Raw genomic sequence first — 16,488 nt, forward strand, 5'->3', positions numbered from 1 at the left:
CGGTGAACCTCGACCGGCTGAGGGCCCTGCACGCGGTCTCGGTGCACGGATCGGTCGCGGGCGCGGCCGAGGCTTTGCACGTGACGCCGTCCGGGGTGTCGCAGCAGCTGGCGAAGCTGGAGCGGGAGACGGGCCACCAGCTGCTCGTGCCGCACGGGCGGGGGGTGCGGCTCACCCGCGCCGGGCACGTCCTCGCGGGTCACGCGGGGCGGATGCTGGCGCAGCTGGCGGCCGCGCGGACGGAGCTGGACGGGCTGCGCGAGGCCGCGGCGGGCCCGGTCCGGATCGGCGCGATCATCGCGGCGGCGCGCACCGTCCTGCCGGACGCGCTCGCCGTGCTGGCCGAGCGGCACCCGGCGCTCGCCCCGACGCTGCGCCAGGGCGAGGCCGACAGCGTCTTCCCCGCGCTGGAGCGGGGCGACCTCGACATCGCGGTCGTCGAGAGCTGGGACACGGCCCCGACGGCGATGCCCGCGTCGGTGTCGCGCGTCCCGCTGTCGGCGGACCTGGTCGACCTGGCGCTGCCCGCCGGGCACCCCCTGGCGCGGCGCCGCTCGGCGGGGCTGGAGGAGCCGCTCGGCCTGCCCTGGGCGGCCTGGACCGCCGGGACCACCTGCGAGCAGCAGCTCGTCCGGACGCTGCGCGAGCACGGCGTGGAGCCCGACATCGCCTGCAACGTCGCCGACTACCGGGCCCAGCTCGCGTTCGTCGCGGCGGGGCTCGCCACGGCGCTGGTCCCCCGCCTCGGCCGCGACCCCGTCCCGGACGGGGTCGTGCTCCTGCCGACCCGCCCGCCCATCCGCCAGCGCGTGTACGCGGTCTGGCGGACGGGCGAGATGGGCCCGGCGGTGGAGGCGTGCGTGGAGGCGCTGCGGGCCGTCTCGGCGGGCGGGCACCGGGGCTCATGACCGGCGGGACCAGCGGAGGCGGCCGCGCGGCCTGAACACCGACAGGCCGGTGGCGGTGAGCAGCATCGCGAGCTGCGCCGAGACCACCGCGACCTGCGCCCACTGGCGTCCCTCCGGCCGGGCGCCGCCGCGTGCCGCACCCGCCATCGCGTCCGCCATCGCCTCGGGCGTGAACAGCAGCATCCCGCAGAGGATGACGCCGATCAGCAGCAGCAGCTTGGCGAACACCCAGGCGTGCCGCGCGATGCCCCAGTGGCTGCCGACGCCGAGCGCGATACCGCTGGCCAGCGCAAAGAGGCTGAGGGGGATGCCCCCGGCGAAGACCAGCGCGCCCATGAGCCGGTAGGCGGCGCGGGCGAGGCCGGTGTCATCGGTCAGCGTCGCGGTGAGGTTCAGCACGACCAGGCCCCACACCTCCCCCAGCAGCGCGACGGAGGCGGCGATGTGCAGGGCGAGGATCGACTTGCGCACGGACGGCCGGGGCCGCCACCGGCTCGCCACGGTAGGTGCTTCCCGCTGAAGGACGGACATCTTCGCATCTCCCGGCTCTCGGTCCCTGATCGGTCGGGCCGATCGTGGCGGGCGGGTCCGGGCGGCGTCGTCGGGCGTCCGGAGGCTTCGGCGCTGCCCCGCCGGGAGCACGGGTGCCCGCGCCCCTGCTCCACCGGTGGTAGCCGCCTCAGGGATGGCGGGAGGGATGCCGAGACTTGACCGGCGCATCACGTGTAAGGGGCGCGTCGCGGGAATGATCGCTGTCGCCCGGCCCGTCCCGATCCATGTGGGGAACGATGCGATTCTCAGCCCGCACGCACCAGCTGCCCGTCCGGCTCATCGTGGGCGCGTTCGTCCTGAACTCGGGCGTGTCGAAGCTCAAGGGCGTGGACGACGTGGCCGAGGGCACGCACGGCATGGCGACGACCGCCTACCCCTTCCTGGAGTCGCAGGACCCCCGCGAGTTCACCCGGCGGCTCGGCACCGCCGAGGTCGCGCTCGGCGCCGCGCTCATGGTCCCGTTCGTGCCCTCGCTGCTGGCGGGCGCCGCGCTCACCGCGTTCGCGGGCGGCCTCACCGGGCTCTACCTGCGCATCCCGGGGATGCGGGAGGAGGGCGGCCTGCGCCCCACGCAGCAGGGCATCCCCCTCCTCAAGGACAGCTGGCTCGTCGGCGTCGGCGCGTCGCTCGTGCTGGAGGAGCTGGGGCGCGCGCGGGCGGAGCGGCGCGCCGTCCACGCGCGGCTGATCCCCGACTGATCGCGCGGGTCCGCCCCGGCCCCCGGGTCCCGGGCGGGGAGGGACACGGCGTCCTTGACGGCGGGACGACGCGGCGGTGAGGATCACCGCGTTCCCCGAGGAGGCCCCCTATGACGCCGTCGCAATCCCAGCCGTCCCGGGCGGTCCGCGTGGCGGCGGCCGCCGACGTGGCGGCCGTCTCCGCCGTGCTCGGACGGGCGTTCGACGACGACCCGGTCTGGGGCTGGCTGCTGCCGGACGAGCCGTCCCGCGTGCGGAGGCTCGCCCGGCTGTTCGGCGTCGCGCTGCGGCACGTCCACCTGCCGCACGGCGCCAGCGAGGCCGCCGGGCGGGACGGGGCGGTCGAGGCCGCCGCGTTCTGGGACCCGCCGGACCACTGGAAGGTGTCGGCCGGGCGGCAGCTCTCGCTGCTCGGGCCGCTGCTGCGCGTCTTCGGGCCGCGGCTGCCCATCGCCCTGCGGACCCTCGGCGCGATCGAGGAGCACCACCCCCGGGAGCCGCACTGGTACCTGGCGGTCCTCGGCACGGACCCGCCCGCGCAGGGCAACGGCCTCGGCGCCGCGCTGCTGCGGTCGCGATTGGACCGTTGCGACGCGTCCGGGCTGCCCGCCTACCTCGAATCGTCCAAGCCCCAGAATGTGCCGTACTACGAGCGTTTCGGGTTCCGGGTGACGCGGGAGCTCGCGCTGCCGGGGAAGGGCTGCCCACCGGTGTGGCTGATGTGGCGGGACCCGGAGCCTGCCCGGGAGACCGGATGATCCGACACCGGGCGACCGCCCCGGGTTAAGTCGCTGTCATGGCCGGAATCGGCCAATCGGAGGGGGCGTCCGCCCGGCCGGAACCGGGGTCGGCGGTGGCGCGTCCCGGTGGCGCATCCCTGCTGCGCGTCGCGGTGCGCCACCGGACCCCGCGGCCGCCGCCGAAACGCCGCTGGCCCGATGCGGCCACGGAACGGACGGCTTTCGGACATCCGATCGGCCGCGCGTGGCGCGCCGTGACCATGGCCGCCTAACGTCGGATACGAGCCCCGCATGCTCCCGTCCGGCGAAGGCGACAGGTGACGAGCGATGACGACACAGCGGCACCCCGCGAGGCTCGGATGAGCGTTCCGGCGCCGGGCGTCCGCGCCCTGCGGGTGGCGCCCGAGGCCGAGCCGCGGGAGGCGCTCGCCCTGCACCGGCCGGGCATCTCGCGCGTCCACGACTACTTCCTCGGCGGCAAGGACAACTACGCCGCCGACCGCGACCTCGCGCACCGGATCCTGCGGGTGCTGCCGCAGGCCGCCGAGTCCGCCCGGCAGGGCCGCGCGTTCGTCGCCCGCGCCGTCCGGGCGCTCGCCGGACGCGGCGTCCGGCAGTTCGTCGACCTCGGCTGCGGGCTGCCCACCGCCGAGAACCTGCACCAGACGGCCGCCCGGCACACCTGGGGCTCCCGGGTCGTCTACGTCGACGCCGACCCGCTGGTCATCGCGCACGCCCGCGCGCTGCTGATCGAGGACGGCAACATCGCCGCGCTGCGCGCCGACCTGCGCGATCCCGCCGCGATCCTGGACAGCCCGGAGTGGCGGCGGCTGATCGACCCGCGCGAGCCGGTGGCGCTGGTGCTGTCGTCGGTCCTGCACTTCTTGGACGACCCGTACGGGCCCGTCGCGGCGCTGGGCGAGGCGGTCGCGCCGGGCAGCGCGCTGGTCGTGACCCACGCGACCGCCGACTTCGCGCCCGAGGCGGCGGAGGCGACGCGGCTGTACGGCGAGGCGAGCGGGGTGCCGTTCGTGCCGCGGGCCGCCGCCGACGTCGAGCGGCTGTTCGGCCCGTTCACCCCGCTCGCCCCCGGCGTGGCGCCGCTCACCCGCTGGTCTCCCGAGGTGGATCCGCCGTCGCGTCCGGCGTCCGCGCGGTCCGCGTGCGTGGTCCCCCCGCCCTCGCATCCGCCGCTGCTGTACTGCGGGGTCGGCGTCCGGGCGTCCGCCTAGCGGGCGCCCTGGCGCCTGCGGTGCGCGGCGACGCGCTCGCGTGAGGCGCAGGCGGTGGAGCAGTAGCGGCGCGGGGCGCCGGTGCCGGTCCCGGCGAAGATCCGCGAGCACCCGGACGCGGCGCACTCGCCCCAGGCGGGCCTTCCGGCGTCGGTGAACAGCTGCGCGAGCGCGAGGGCGCTGGAGGCGAGGAGCCACTCGGCCCAGGACGCGTCGTCGCCCCGGTCGACGTGCAGGTGCCACGGGTGCCCGTCGTGGCGGGACAGGCGCGGCCGCGCCCCGCACTCGCCGAGCAGGTCGTTGAGCGCCTCGGCGGCCCGATCGGGGTCGGTCTCGGTGAGGACGCCGGTCAGCCGGACGACGGCGGCCCGCAGCTCGCGGGCGTCGCCGCCGGTGAAGGCCGCGCCGGTCACGTCGCGGGGCGACTCGCCGTGCCGGACGAGCAGCGCCGCGATCGCCGGCGCGGGCAGCGCCGGATCGTCGCGGACCGCGTTCGCCAGTTCGACGAGCCGCTCCAGCGGCTTGAAGCCCCGCCCGCGATCGCCCATGCGTCCCATCCCTCCTGTAACGTCTTTTTATTTTAAGCCGTTACCAGGAGGTGTGCGTGCTGCGCGTCTATCTCGCCGTGGCGTTCCTCGCCCGGCTCGCGGAGGAGGGCATGGCGGTGACCGTGGTGCTGCTCGCCGCCGAGCGGACCGGCTCCCCCGCGCCGGGCGCGTTCGTGCTGACCGCCTGGATGGCGCCGCACGTGCTGGCCGCGCCGCTGACGGGCGGGCTCGCGGCGCGGGTGCGGCGGCCCCGGGCCTTCTACTCGGCGGCGCTCTGCGGCTACGCGGCCTCGCTCGCGGCCGTGGCGGTGCTGCTCGGCCGGGCGCCGACGGCGCTCGTCCTGGTGGCGGCGGCGGCCGGGGGCGCGTGCGGGCCGGTGGTGACGGGCGGACTGTCCAGCCTGGTCGCCGGCATCGCCCCGGAGGGCCCCGGCCGGACCCGCGCCTACGCGCTGGACGCCGCGTCCTACAACGCCGCCTCCGTCGCCGGGCCCGCAATGGCCGGGGTACTGACCGGGGTGGCCTCCGCCGGGACGGCCTCGCTCGCGCTCGCCTGCGCGCCTGCCGTGGCGGCGGCCCTGGCCGTGGCGCTGCCGCTCGGCGCGGCGCGTCCCGCTTCCGGGACGGCCGGGCTGCGCGCCGACCTCGCCTCGGGCTTGGCGGCGATGTGGCGGACGCGGGAGCTGCGCGCGATCACCACGGTCACCTGCCTGGCGTTCGTGGGGGTCGGCGGGCTCACCACCGTCGCCGCCCTGCTCGCCCGCGCCCGGGGGCACGAGGACGGCGGCGGCCTCCTGATGACCGCGTTCGCCGTGGGCGCCCTCGCCGGGTCCCTCGCGATCGCCCGCCGGGGTTCGCGGGTGTCGGCCGAGCGGGCGGCGGGCCTCAGCCTCCTGGCGACCGGGGCGGCGCTCGCGGCGGCGGCGCTCGCCCCGTCCTTCGCCCTCGTCGTTGTGGCGTTCGTCACAGCCGGGCTGATGGACGGCCCCCTGCTGACGGCCACGCTCCGCCTCCGCGCCGACCACGCGCCGCCCGGGACGCGGCCCCAGGTCTTCACGATCGGCGCCGGTCTGAAGATCACCGCGGCGGCGGCCGGAGCGGCGCTCACGGGCGTCGCCGCAGGGCTTCCCGCCCCCGCGCTGCTGCTGGCGATCGCCGCGCTGCACGTCGCCGCGGCGCTGCTCTACCCCGTCCTGCTGCGCCCGGTGTCATCACCCGCGGTCACCCCAGCGAGTCGCGGCGTTCAGTAAGAGTTCAGGCGGTGCACCGGGCGCGCGCAGCATCGGCCCCTAGGGTGGCCCGGATGCCGACGAACACTCTGACCCCGCCCAGAACCGAGATCGGCGCCCCTCCGGTGAGCACGTCCCGGATGGGCTGGCTCGACGCCCTGCGCGGCCTCGCCGCGCTGGTGGTGGTGTTCGAGCACTCCCTCGACGTGCTGCTGCCCGAGGTCCGCCGGACGGCGAGCCCCTGGTTCGACTTCGGCCGGTACGGGGTGTTCGTCTTCTTCCTCGTCAGCGGCTATGTCGTGCCGTTCTCCCTGGAGCGGCGCGGGAACGTGCGCGAGTTCTGGATCGGCCGGTTCTTCCGGCTGTACCCGGCGTGGCTGGTGTCGGTCGGCCTGGCGCTGCTGCTCGGCGCCACGGGGATCTCGTGGGGCCTGCCCGCCGCGCTCGGCGAGCGCCCCTGGACGTCCGCGCTGGCGCACCTGACGATGCTCCAGGACCTGCTCGGCGTCCCCAACGCCGTCAACGTCCTCTGGACGCTGTCCTACGAGATGGTGTTCTACCTGCTGGTCACCGCGTTGTTCCTGGCCGGGGCGCGCCGCGCCAGCGCCCGCGTCGCGCTCGGCTTCGGCGTCGCCGCCGCGATCCTCGGGGTGGCGCTGCCGAGCGGGCTGCTCGCCTCGCGCTGGCCGGGCGGGACGACGTTCGTCGCCGCGCTCGTCCTCGTCGCCGGGCTGGCCGCGCTGCTGAGCGGGCACCGCGCGGCCCGGCGCGCCGGGATCGCGGTCGTGGCGACGCTCGCGCTGACCCTGCTGATCCTCGACAGCCGTATCGGCGGCGTCGAGAGCCTGTGCATCATCGCCACGATGTTCGCCGGGACCGCCGTCCGCGCGATCCAGGACGGGCGGCTCCGCGCGGGGCCCGGCGCCGCGATGGTCGCGGTCGTGCCCGTCCTGGTGCTGGTCGCGGGGCTGCGCACGCCGCCGGCGTGGGCGCTGAACGGCGGCCCGCAGCCGCTCGGCCGGGACTGGTCGATCGCCGTCGCCGCCGCGTGGCTGACGTTCCTCGGCGGGCTCGCGCTGCGCCACCGCACGATGCCGCGCGTCCTCGTCTGGCTGGGCCTGGTGAGCTACTCGGTCTACCTGCTGCACCCGATGGTCGTCCAGGTGATCTGGCGGCTGACCGGCGAGCCGGCCTCGATCCCCGGCCACCAGCGGCTGGCCTGGTACGTCGTGCTCGTGGCGGCCGTCCTCGGGTCGGCGTGGCTCGCGCACCGCTACGTCGAGAGACCCGCCCAGCGCCTCGGCCGCCGCTTGGCCCACGCCCGGTGAGCCTCAGGTGAGGCGGCCGAGCGCGGTGCGGAGCCGCCGCAGGTCCCGCATGCGCCGCTCGTAGGTCGCGCCCGCCAGCAGGACGAGCAGGCCGGCTCCCGCGAGCGGGACCCAGCCGGGCAGGCCCGCCGCCGCGTCGGCGGCGTAGGGGGCGAGCCAGCGCGCGGCGTCCAGGACGAGGACGGCGCCGCCGAGCACGAGCGGCGCCTGGAGCCGGAGCCGGGCGCCCGCGAGGACGGCCGCGAGCGCGGCGGCGGCGAGCAGCAGCGGGCGCGGCCCGGTGGCGTCCGCCCACGCGGCGAGCAGGCTCGGGACGAGCGTGGACGCGAGCGCGGGACCGAGGTCGGCCCACGACGACCGAGCGGCGCCGCGCGAGCGCCGGATCGCGGCGAGGGCGAGGAGCGCCGCCGACACCGGCGTCGTGTAGACCTCCGGCACCGTGACCTCGGACGCGCCCAGCCGCACCCACCACGCCGCGATCAGCAGTGCGGACGCGGCCCACCCGGCGGCGCGGCGGTCCGGCCGCAGCGCCACGGCGGCCGCCAGCACACCGGTCACGGCGAGGGCGAGGCTGAGCGGGGCGGCGTGCCCGGCGGTCATCGCGATCCCGGCCGCCGCGACCGGCCACGGCGCGACCTCGGCGGCGGGGCCGCGCACCCGGGCCGCCGCGAGCAGGCCGAGGCCGGACGCGGCGAGCACGGCGAACGCCGCATGCTGGGCGGGCTGCGCGGACGCGAGGGCCCCCGCAGCCGCCAGCCCGCCGAGGGCGAGCGCGGCCACGGCCACCGCGCCGTCGCGCAGGACGGGGAACGCGACCGCGCAGGCGGCGGCGACGACCGTCAGAGCGCCGAGCACGGCGAGCGTGGCGTCCTCGGTGGCGAGGGAGTAGGTGGCGGCCCACAGCGACGCGGCCACGGCGGTACCGCAGGCGGCGGGACGGGCGGCCTCGTCGAAGGCGGCCCAGACCGCGAGCGCGGCGGCGGACGCGACGGCCAGCGCGAGCGCCGCCGGGTAGGGCACGTCCGCGACGACCGCCGTGGTGAGGACGGCGAGCAGCGCCACGGGCGGAGCCGCCGCCCGCGCGCCCGCGACGAGGACGGCGAACAGCAGCGCGAAGACGGCGGGCGCGGCGGGCAGCACCCAGTCGAGCAGGTCGGGTGAGCCCACCCCGGCCCAGCGGGCGTCCAGGTAGCGGCCGGGGAAGAGCACCGCCACGGCCGCGCCCGGGGCGACCGCCAGGACGGAGGCGGACAGCACGGCCACCGCCCCCGCCCGCGTGCCCGAGCGCAGCCGGTCCGGCAGCAGCGACGCGGCGGCGGCCACGGCGACGGCCGACAGCGCGCCGCCCGCCGCCGTCCAGCGCAGCGGCAGCGGGAGGACGGCGGCGACCGCCACCGAGGCGGCCAGCCCGGCGATGACGGCGACGGCGCGGTTCACGCGCAGCGCCCAGGCCAGCGCGACCACGGCGGCCACCAGCAGGAGCGCCGCCCCCGCGGGCGCCACCGGGATCGAGCGCACGGTCGACGCGAACGCCACCGCCGTCCCCGCCGCGCCCGCGAGCAGGCCCGCGACGGTCGCGGCGCGCGTGGAGTAGCGCCGGGCGCCGATGTCGGCGAGCGAGACGGCGAGGAGGGCCAGCGCCATCGCCTCCGGAGGGGCGTCCGCACCGGCGACGGCGAGCGGCAGCGGGAACTGCGCCAGCAGCAGCGCCGTCGGGCGGGTCAGGCGAAGCGGGGTGAGCCGGTCGTATCCGGCCCAGATGAGCGCGGTCACCAGGAACGACACCGCCGCGTACCAGGCGCCGTCGATGTCGTTCAGCGAGAGGAACGTGTGGACGTACGCGGAGTACAGGTCCAGCCCGACCAGCAGGAGGCCGACGAACGCGAGGGTCTCCGCCGTCGCGGCCAGCCCGCGCCGGGCGAGCACCCACGCGGCGCCCATCGCCGCCGCCGTCAGCGCGAGCAGGACGGCGCCGCGCTCGAAGTACGGAAGCGAGCTCCAGCTGAGGACGCCGAACACGAACGCGGCGATGCCGAGCAGCGTCCCTCCGATGGTCAGCAGCGCGTTGCGGACCGCGTAACGCGAGGCGTCCGTCCCGCCGGAGGGTGCGGGCGCCCCCACCGGCACCCCGACGGGCATCGGCCACGGCGCGGCCCCGGCCGGAGGCGGGGCCGCCGCGTACAGGAAGGCCAGCAGGTCGCGGCGGCGCCGCCCCAGCCGCGCCAGCTCGCCGTCCAGCACCCACAGCTCGGCGGCGGCGGGCCCGGCCAGGCACAGCCCGCATCGCGGGCAGGACGGGCGGCGCGGCGGGGGCAGCAGAGTCTGGCAGCCCGGGCAGGTGAGAGGCATAACGGGAGACTGCCGCCGCCGCGCCGCCGTCCATAACCGTAGAAGTACTCAGATCAGCCCCGAGTACTTCCGGTAGCGATCACAGGAAGTCGGCGACGCGGGCGGCGAACTCCTCGGGGGTGGCGACCTCGACGCCGAGCTTGTCCGCCTTGGCCTTCTTGGACCCGGCCTTCTCCCCCGCGACCAGCAGCGACGTCTTCGCCGACACCGAGGAGGAGGCGCGGCCCCCGGCGCGCTCGATCAGCTCGTTCACCTCGTTGCGGGACAGGCCCTCCAGCGGCCCCGACATGGCGCCGGTCGCGACCACCGACATCCCGGCCAGCGGAAGGCCGGACTCCGCCGCCTCGCCCTCCTCCGCCTCGCCCTCCGCCACCGGGCCCTCCGCCACCGGGCCGGTCGCGCCGGGCTCGACCATGTTCACCCCGGCGGCGGCGAGCCGGTCGATCAGCGGAGCCAGCTCGGCGATCTCGGCGACCAGCACCGGCGCCTTCTCCGGCCCGATGCCCTCGACCCGCTGGAACGCCTCGTCGTCGGCGGCGCGGATCGCGTCCATCGTGGCGAAGTACCGGGCGATCCGCCGCGACATGGACCGGCCGGTGCCGCGCACCCCGAGCGCGCAGAAGACCTTGTTCAGCGGCTTGGCCTTGGCGCCCTCGATCGCGGCGAGCAGGTTGGCGGTGCTGGTCTCGCCCATCCGCTCCAGCCCGAGGAGCTGCTCGCGGGTGAGGGCGAACAGGTCCGCGAAGTCGGTGATCAGCCCGGCGTCCACGAGCTGGTCGATGATCTTCTCGCCGAGCCCCTCGATATCGAGCTGGTCGCGGCCCACCGCGTACCGGACGGAGGCGACCGCGTGGCACGCCCGGCCGCGCACGCACCGCCACCGCTGCTGCGAGACGTCGATCGCGTCGCCGCAGCGCGGGCAGACCTCCGGCGCCTCGATCGGGCGCTCGTCGCCGGTGCGCAGGTGCGCCACCGGCGCCTCCACGCGTGGGATCACGTCGCCGGCCTTGTAGACGGTGACGTGGTCGCCGAGCATCAGCCCGCGCCGCTCGATGTCGGCGGCGTTGTGCAGGGTCGCGTAGGTGACGACCGATCCCTCCAGCTCGACCGGCTCCAGGACGGCGCGCGGCGCGATGATCCCGGTGCGGCCGACGTTCCACTCCACCTCCAGCAGCCGCGTGATCTTCTCCACGGCCGGGAGCTTGTAGGCGATCGCCCAGCGCGGCGCCCGGGAGGAGACCCCGGCCTCGGCCTGGTCGGCCGCCGCGTCCGCGCGGACGACGATGCCGTCGATGCCGAAGTCCAGCTCGGCCCGCAGCGCCGCGATCTCCGCGACGCGCGCGTGCAGGGCCTCCAGCGCCGTCGCGGTGACGGCGGGGACGGGCGTCGCGGCGGTGGTGCGCGCGCCGAGCGCCGCGACGTACTCCATGATCTCGCTGTGCGGCAGCTCCCGCAGCCGCGCGGCCAGGTCGTCGCCGGTGCCCTCCAGCGGCAGCGCGCCGTAGGCGAAGAAGGTCATCTCCACCTGGTAGGCGCGGTCCTTGGCGCGCAGCGACCCGGCGGCGGCGCTGCGCGGGTTGGCGAACGCGGGGCCGCCCGCGGCCGTGCGGGCGGCGTTGGCGTCCTCGAACTGCGCCCGGGTCATCAGCACCTCGCCGCGCAGCTCCACGGTGACCGGCTCGGCGAGCCGCTCCGGCAGCCCGACGATCATGCCGATGCCGTGCGAGACGTCCTCCCCGGCGGCGCCGTCGCCGCGCGTCACCAGCCGGGCGAGGCGGCCGTCGCGGTAGCGGGCGGAGATCGCCAGCCCGTCCAGCTTCGGCTCGACGCACCAGGTCCCGACCGGGCGGCCGAGGCGCCGCTCCAGGCCCGCGACCCACGCCTCCAGGCCCTCGGCGGAGAACACGTTGTCCAGGCTCAGCATCGGGACGGTGTGCGGCACGTCCCCGATCACCGCTCCCCCGGCGACCTTGCCGGTCGGGGACTCCGGCAGGACGTGCTCGGGGTGCTCGGCCTCGTAGGCGGCGATCCCGCGCACCAGGCGGTCGAACGCGTCGTCGTCCAGGGGCGAGTCGCCCTCGCCGTAGTAGGCGGCGGACGCCTCGACGGCGGTGCGCACGGCGTCGGCGTAGGAGGCCTGGTCCGCGATCTCGGCGCGGGACACTGTCTCGGTCATGTCCCTATCCTGCCTGGTAGGTACGACATTTCAGGATTTAGCGGACGGCCTGGTCGGCGGCCCCCGGAGGCCCCCAGAAGCCCCCGGAGGCCCCCGGAGGCCCCCGCCGGTCAGGAACCGGACGGCGCGTGCCGGGCGGCGGCCGCCGAGCGCGACATCGCGACGATCCCGGCGGTCAGCAGCACGGCGCTCACCGAGACGGCCGCGAACGCGGGCGCGCTGTGCGGCGGCCGGGTGTGGAAGGCGAGGACGGCCAGCAGGTAGGACGCGGCGGGGTTGGTCATCGTCATCGCGGTCATCGCGGCGGGCAGCGACCCGGCCGCGAACGCCCGCTGCTCCAGCACGAGGCCGAGCAGGGTGGTGCCCGCGAGCGCGTAGCCGGGCCAGTCGACGGCGGTGGCCGCGACGCCCCGGTCGACGAGGTCGGCGGTGGTCAGCTTGATCAGCACGGCGCTGCACGCGAACAGCAGCCCGGCGCAGGTGCCGAGCAGCACGGCCCGGACCGTCCCCTTCCGCAGCGCCGCGCCCCGCACCAGGACGAGCACGAGCGGCGCCAGGAGCAGCGCCGCGACGAAGAGGCGGGGCCGGGACGGCTCGCCGGCGGGCGGCACCGCGCCCGGCACCGTGAACAGGACCGCGAGGCCCGCCGACACGGCCGTCCCGCCGAGCAGGTCCATGCGGGCGGGCACGCAGCCGGTGCCCGCGCAGGCGAGCAGGATCGTGAAGACGAGCTGGCTGACCAGCAGCGGCTGGACGAGGCCGGTGGAGCCGAGGTGGAGCGCCACCGCCTGGCTCATGAACCCGGCGAGGTTCACCCCCCACCCGGCCAGCCACAGCGGGTCGTGCAGCAGCTTGCGGATCAGCCCGGCGGCGGCGACCGCGTCCGAGCCCCCGTGGACGGCGCGCCGCGCCGCGCGGTACTGGAGCGCGGCGGCCGCGGCGAACAGGAACGCCGCGAACAGGCCGAACCCGATGCTCCAGGCCATCAGCGCGTCCCGGCCGGGCGGCCGCGGCGCGCGTCCGGCGCACGTGCGCGGACCATCCGACCACCCCCTAGTGATCACCCCCCGGCCCGGCCGCGGTCCGCGCGCGGCCGGGAGTCACGACGGGTCGAAGACCGAAACGTGACCTCTGATGCCTTCTGCCCCTGGTGTCCGTTCCGAACACACAGGCACCTCCGGACCCGGGCGACCACCGCGTCGCGCCGAGCCGAAGGGGGGTGACGCAGGGCGGGCCGGACGGCGCCGCGCCGTCCGCCCCGGCGGCGCGAGACCGTCCGGCCCGCCTGCGGATCACCGGATGCGGGCGGCGAGCCGCGGGCTTCCCCTCCCAGGGACGCCGCCCGCAAGAACCGCCGCAAATCGGCTCCAATCCGTACAGCGCCGGCGGGTCCCGAAGCGTCACACCCCCGGAGAACGCGCTGGCAGGAGGCTTGCGCGGGCGATATTCGGGTGACGCGGCCGCGCGCGGCCGCGAGAATCGCCGGATGACGGTGACGCACTGGCCCCTCTACGGGCTGCGCCTTCGGACGCCCCGGCTCGAACTGCGGCTCCCGGACCTGGACCAGCTGGACGCCCTCGCCTCGCTCGCCGCGGGCGGCGTCCACGACCCGGCCGACATGCCGTTCCTGGTGCCGTGGACGGACCTCCCGCCGGAGGAGCGGGCGCGCAGCGTCATGCGGTACCACTGGCGCGTCCTCGGCGCATGGGAGCCGGACGACTGGGAGCTGTCGCTGTCCGTGTTCGCGGGCGGCGAGGTGATCGGCTCACAGGGGATCAGCGCGCGGGCCTTCCGGGTCGTCCGCGAGGTGGGCACCGGGTCCTGGCTGGGGCTGCGCCACCAGGGCCGGGGGTACGGGACGGAGATGCGCGCCGCCGTCCTGCACCTGGCGTTCGCCGGGCTGGGCGCGGAGTCCGCGACGAGCGCGGCGCTGGCCGACAACGCCGTCTCGGCCGCGGTCTCACGCAAGCTCGGCTACCGGGACAACGGCCTCGATCGCGTGAGCGTGCGCGACGTCCTGCGGCTGGACCGGCGCTTCGTCCTCGACCGCGAGGGCTGGGAGCGGCACCGCGCCGTCCCCGTCGAGATCGAGGGCCTGGACGCCTGCCTGCCGCTGCTCGGCGCGAGCTGACGGCGTCGCGGACCCGTCAGTCGGCCAGGCTCCGGGGACGGATGTCGGTCCAGTTCGTCTCGACGTAGTCCACGCAGTCGGGGCGCGGGCCGGGCCCGAACGCCACGGTCCAGCCCGCCGGGACGTCGGCGAACGAGGGCCACAGCGAGTGCTGGCCCTCGTCGTTGACCAGGACGAGGAACGTGCCGTCGGGGTCGTCGAACGGGTTGGTCATCACGCCTCCTGGGCGACTCGGGCGGAGCGGCGGGCGATGGACTGGACGATCTCGCCGGTCCGGACGGCGGTCATGGACAGCAGCGACGAGGCGATGCCGTGGCTGTGCTCGGTCGCGCCCTGGAGGTATACGCCCCACTCCTGGCCGGGGTCGGTGGCGATCCGGTAGTCGCGTTCCACCATCGGGCGCCCGTCCGCGCCGGCGCGGCAGTACGCGCCCGCCTCGCCGAGCAGGCCGAACGGGTCGCGCTCGCGGTAGCCGGTGGCGTAGACGACGGCGTCGGCGTCCAGGTCGGTCGTCTCGCCGGTGGGCAGGAACGCGACGCGGAGCCGGACGCCGCCCGGGACGTCGCGCGTCTCCACGACGCGGGAGACGTTGAGGATTCGCAGTCGCTCGGCACCCGCGACCTTCTCCGCGTAGGACCGCCGGTACAGCTCGTCGATCAGTTCGAGGTCCACGACGGAGTAGTTGGTGTTGCGGGAGTAGTCGAACAGCAGCCGCTTCACCTCCTGCGGCGCCGTGTAGTAGTGGTCGACGGCCGCCGGGTCGAAGATGCGGTTGGCGAAGGAGCTGTCGTCGGCGGGCGAGTACCCGTAGCGGGTGAAGACGGCGCACACCTCGGCCTCGGGGAACGTGCGGTGCAGGTGCTCGACGGCCTCGGCGGCGCTCTGCCCGGCGCCGACCACGACGAGCCGCCGGGGGCTCCAGCCGGGCCGCTCGGCGAGGCGGGTCAGCAGGTCCTCGGTGTGCCAGACCCGCTCGCCCGCCGACACGCCCGCGGGCAGGACGGGTTCGAGCCCGGCGGCGATGACGACGTCGCGGGCGAGGTGGGTCTCCAGCTCGTCGTCGCGGCGGACGACGACCTCCAGCGTCGCGGTGTCGTGCGGGCGGAGCGCGACGACCTCCGTCCCGTACCGGACGTCCCCGGCGACCGTCGCGGCGACCCATTCGAGGTAGTCGTGGAACTCCAGCCGGGTCGGGAACATCGTCTTGTGGTTGACGAAGTCGACGAGGCGGTCCTTGGCGTGCAGGTAGGCGAGGAAGGAGTAGCGGCTGGCCGGGTTGCGCATCGTCACCAGGTCCTTGAGGAAGTGGACCTGCATGGTGGCGCCGTCGATGAGCATCCCGCGGTGCCAGCCGAACTCCGGCTGCTTCTCGAAGAACACCGCGTCCACGCTCGCGCCGTGCTCCTCCTCCAGCGCGACGGCGAGCGCCAGGTTGGAGGGTCCGAACCCGATGCCGGCCACGTCATGGACGGGTGTCTGCATGTGCGTCTCCACTTTCGGGGCGGGGGTGATGCGGGGACAGGCGGGCAGGTCGGTCGAGCGGGTCAGGCGGGCTTGGCCGCGCTCGCGGCCTTGGCGATCCCGGGGACGACCTGGTCCACGATGTAGGGGACGGCGAGCGGGGTGGGCGTGCGCAGCGGCCAGAACGACTTCAGGTCGAGCGGGACGTAGGAGCCGCGCCTGACCACGGGCAGCTGCGCGAACAGCTTGTTGCCCTCGACCTTCTTCTGCGTCGCGGGGTCGTCGTTGTAGTGGCTGAGCAGGACGTCCACGTTCAGCACCGAGACCTTCTCCATGCTGAGCTCGGCGGCGAAGCCCTGCCCGGGGAGCTTGCTCAGCGGCTCGGGCAGCACCATTCCGAACTGCTCCAGCAGCTTGACGCTGGTGTCGCTCGGGGACTTCATCACGCCGATGTTCCCGGACGGGAACATGCTGGTCAGCGCGAAGCCCTTGCCCCTCAGCTCCGGGTGCGCGGTCCGCACCGAGGCGACCTTCGCCTCGACCGAGCGCACCAGCGCCTCGCCGTCAGCGGGGCGGCCGACGGCCTTGGCGACCTGCCGGGTGATCTGCTGCCAGGTGTCCTCGGCGGGGCCGGTCTGGTAGGCGAGGGTCGGGGCGAGCTTGGAGAGCTTGCCGTACTCCCGGTCGATGGTGAAGTCCCCGGCGGCGAGGATGAGGTCGGGCCGGAGCGCGGCGATCTCCTCCAGGTTGAAGCCGGCCTCCCCGGCCTTCAGCAGCTTCGGCTTGGAGCCGGTGACCTTCGGGGCGCTCCAGGGCGCGAGGCCGTCCGGCTGGACGCCGCTCAGCTCGGTCATCCCGACGGGCCGGACGCCGAGCGCGAGCAGCGCGTCCTGGTCGACCTCGCCGAGCGCGACGATCCGCTTCGGGGAGCCCTCGACCTTGGTGGTGCCGAGCTTGTGCGCGACGGTGACGGGGAAGGCACCGGCCGCGCCGCCGGACGCGGCGCCCGCGGGTTCGTCGTCGTCGCCGCACGCGGCGACCAGGCCGAGGCTCAGGACGAGCGCGCCGGTGGCGGCGACCAGCCGCCGCATCGTTGTCCGCATAGAGGACCGGTGTCCTTCCAGGTTGTGCCGGGG

General features: G+C 76.0%; 15 protein-coding genes. 7 read left to right on the forward strand and 8 right to left on the reverse strand.

Annotated features, from left to right (window positions below; genetic code table 11):
• Positions 1-2 precede the first annotated feature (2 nt).
• Positions 3-908 (forward strand): LysR family transcriptional regulator, encoded by a 906-nt coding sequence (locus K2F47_RS33590; RefSeq protein WP_242910123.1) that lies wholly within the window; start codon positions 3-5, stop codon positions 906-908.
• Here the strand turns inward: K2F47_RS33590 and K2F47_RS33595 are convergent.
• Entirely contained in the window at positions 903-1,439 is a 537-nt protein-coding gene (locus tag K2F47_RS33595; RefSeq protein WP_242910124.1) for a hypothetical protein, read from the reverse strand. The two genes, K2F47_RS33590 and K2F47_RS33595, sit on opposite strands and share 6 nt — an antisense overlap.
• A gap of 257 nt (positions 1,440-1,696) precedes the next feature.
• Between K2F47_RS33595 and K2F47_RS33600 the strand changes: the two genes are divergently transcribed.
• From K2F47_RS33600 to K2F47_RS33610, 3 genes are all read left to right on the forward strand, one after another.
• Positions 1,697-2,158, forward strand: coding sequence for a hypothetical protein (locus tag K2F47_RS33600; protein WP_242910125.1), 462 nt, complete (start codon positions 1,697-1,699; stop codon positions 2,156-2,158).
• Between the two features lie 110 nt (positions 2,159-2,268).
• Positions 2,269-2,916, forward strand: coding sequence for a GNAT family N-acetyltransferase (locus K2F47_RS33605; protein ID WP_242910126.1), 648 nt, complete (start codon positions 2,269-2,271; stop codon positions 2,914-2,916).
• Positions 2,917-3,257: 341 nt separating this feature from the next.
• The gene (locus tag K2F47_RS33610; RefSeq protein WP_242910127.1) at positions 3,258-4,130 is read left to right on the forward strand and encodes an SAM-dependent methyltransferase; all 873 of its coding nucleotides are present in this window, start codon (positions 3,258-3,260) and stop codon (positions 4,128-4,130) included.
• Here K2F47_RS33610 and K2F47_RS33615 read toward each other — a convergent pair.
• Positions 4,127-4,678 carry a CGNR zinc finger domain-containing protein gene (locus K2F47_RS33615; RefSeq protein WP_242910128.1) on the reverse strand — a complete coding sequence of 184 codons (552 nt, stop codon included), beginning with the start codon at positions 4,676-4,678 and terminating at the stop codon, positions 4,127-4,129. The genes K2F47_RS33610 and K2F47_RS33615 overlap by 4 nt on opposite strands.
• Positions 4,679-4,734: 56 nt before the next feature.
• On the opposite strand from K2F47_RS33615, the gene K2F47_RS33620 reads away from it, so the two are divergent.
• Both K2F47_RS33620 and K2F47_RS33625 read left to right on the forward strand, forming a co-directional pair.
• Complete coding sequence (locus K2F47_RS33620) at positions 4,735-5,928, forward strand: MFS transporter (protein ID WP_242910129.1); 1,194 nt, start codon at positions 4,735-4,737, stop codon at positions 5,926-5,928.
• Positions 5,929-5,981: 53 nt separating this feature from the next.
• Complete coding sequence (locus K2F47_RS33625; RefSeq protein ID WP_242910131.1) at positions 5,982-7,235, forward strand: acyltransferase family protein; 1,254 nt, start codon at positions 5,982-5,984, stop codon at positions 7,233-7,235.
• 3 nt (positions 7,236-7,238) lie between these two features.
• On the opposite strand, the gene K2F47_RS33630 is transcribed toward K2F47_RS33625, so the two are convergent.
• From K2F47_RS33630 to K2F47_RS33640, 3 genes are all read right to left on the reverse strand, one after another.
• Entirely contained in the window at positions 7,239-9,584 is a 2,346-nt protein-coding gene (locus K2F47_RS33630) for an SCO7613 C-terminal domain-containing membrane protein (protein WP_242910133.1), read from the reverse strand.
• A 79-nt stretch (positions 9,585-9,663) separates the two neighbouring features.
• On the reverse strand, positions 9,664-11,760 hold the full coding sequence (gene ligA, locus K2F47_RS33635) for an NAD-dependent DNA ligase LigA (protein WP_242910135.1): 2,097 nt from the start codon (positions 11,758-11,760) through the stop codon (positions 9,664-9,666).
• Between the two features lie 110 nt (positions 11,761-11,870).
• Positions 11,871-12,746 carry a DMT family transporter gene (locus tag K2F47_RS33640; RefSeq protein ID WP_242910136.1) on the reverse strand — a complete coding sequence of 292 codons (876 nt, stop codon included), beginning with the start codon at positions 12,744-12,746 and terminating at the stop codon, positions 11,871-11,873.
• A 500-nt stretch (positions 12,747-13,246) separates the two neighbouring features.
• Between K2F47_RS33640 and K2F47_RS33645 the strand changes: the two genes are divergently transcribed.
• The gene (locus tag K2F47_RS33645) at positions 13,247-13,891 is read left to right on the forward strand and encodes a GNAT family N-acetyltransferase (RefSeq protein WP_242910137.1); all 645 of its coding nucleotides are present in this window, start codon (positions 13,247-13,249) and stop codon (positions 13,889-13,891) included.
• 16 nt (positions 13,892-13,907) lie between these two features.
• Here K2F47_RS33645 and K2F47_RS33650 read toward each other — a convergent pair whose 3' ends face one another.
• From K2F47_RS33650 to K2F47_RS33660, 3 genes are all read right to left on the reverse strand, one after another.
• Positions 13,908-14,105 carry an MbtH family protein gene (locus K2F47_RS33650; RefSeq protein ID WP_272497811.1) on the reverse strand — a complete coding sequence of 66 codons (198 nt, stop codon included), beginning with the start codon at positions 14,103-14,105 and terminating at the stop codon, positions 13,908-13,910.
• A complete protein-coding gene (locus K2F47_RS33655; RefSeq protein ID WP_242910139.1) occupies positions 14,105-15,373 on the reverse strand; it encodes a lysine N(6)-hydroxylase/L-ornithine N(5)-oxygenase family protein in 1,269 nt (422 codons plus the stop codon). The genes K2F47_RS33650 and K2F47_RS33655 overlap by 1 nt, the downstream gene beginning before the upstream one ends.
• Before the next feature lie 62 nt (positions 15,374-15,435).
• Positions 15,436-16,455, reverse strand: a complete 1,020-nt coding sequence (locus tag K2F47_RS33660) for an iron-siderophore ABC transporter substrate-binding protein (protein ID WP_242910140.1) — start codon at positions 16,453-16,455, stop codon at positions 15,436-15,438.
• Positions 16,456-16,488 lie beyond the last annotated feature (33 nt).

This window comes from Actinomadura terrae (genome assembly GCF_022751215.1).
Taxonomy (GTDB): Bacteria; Actinomycetota; Actinomycetes; order Streptosporangiales; family Streptosporangiaceae; genus Spirillospora; species Spirillospora terrae.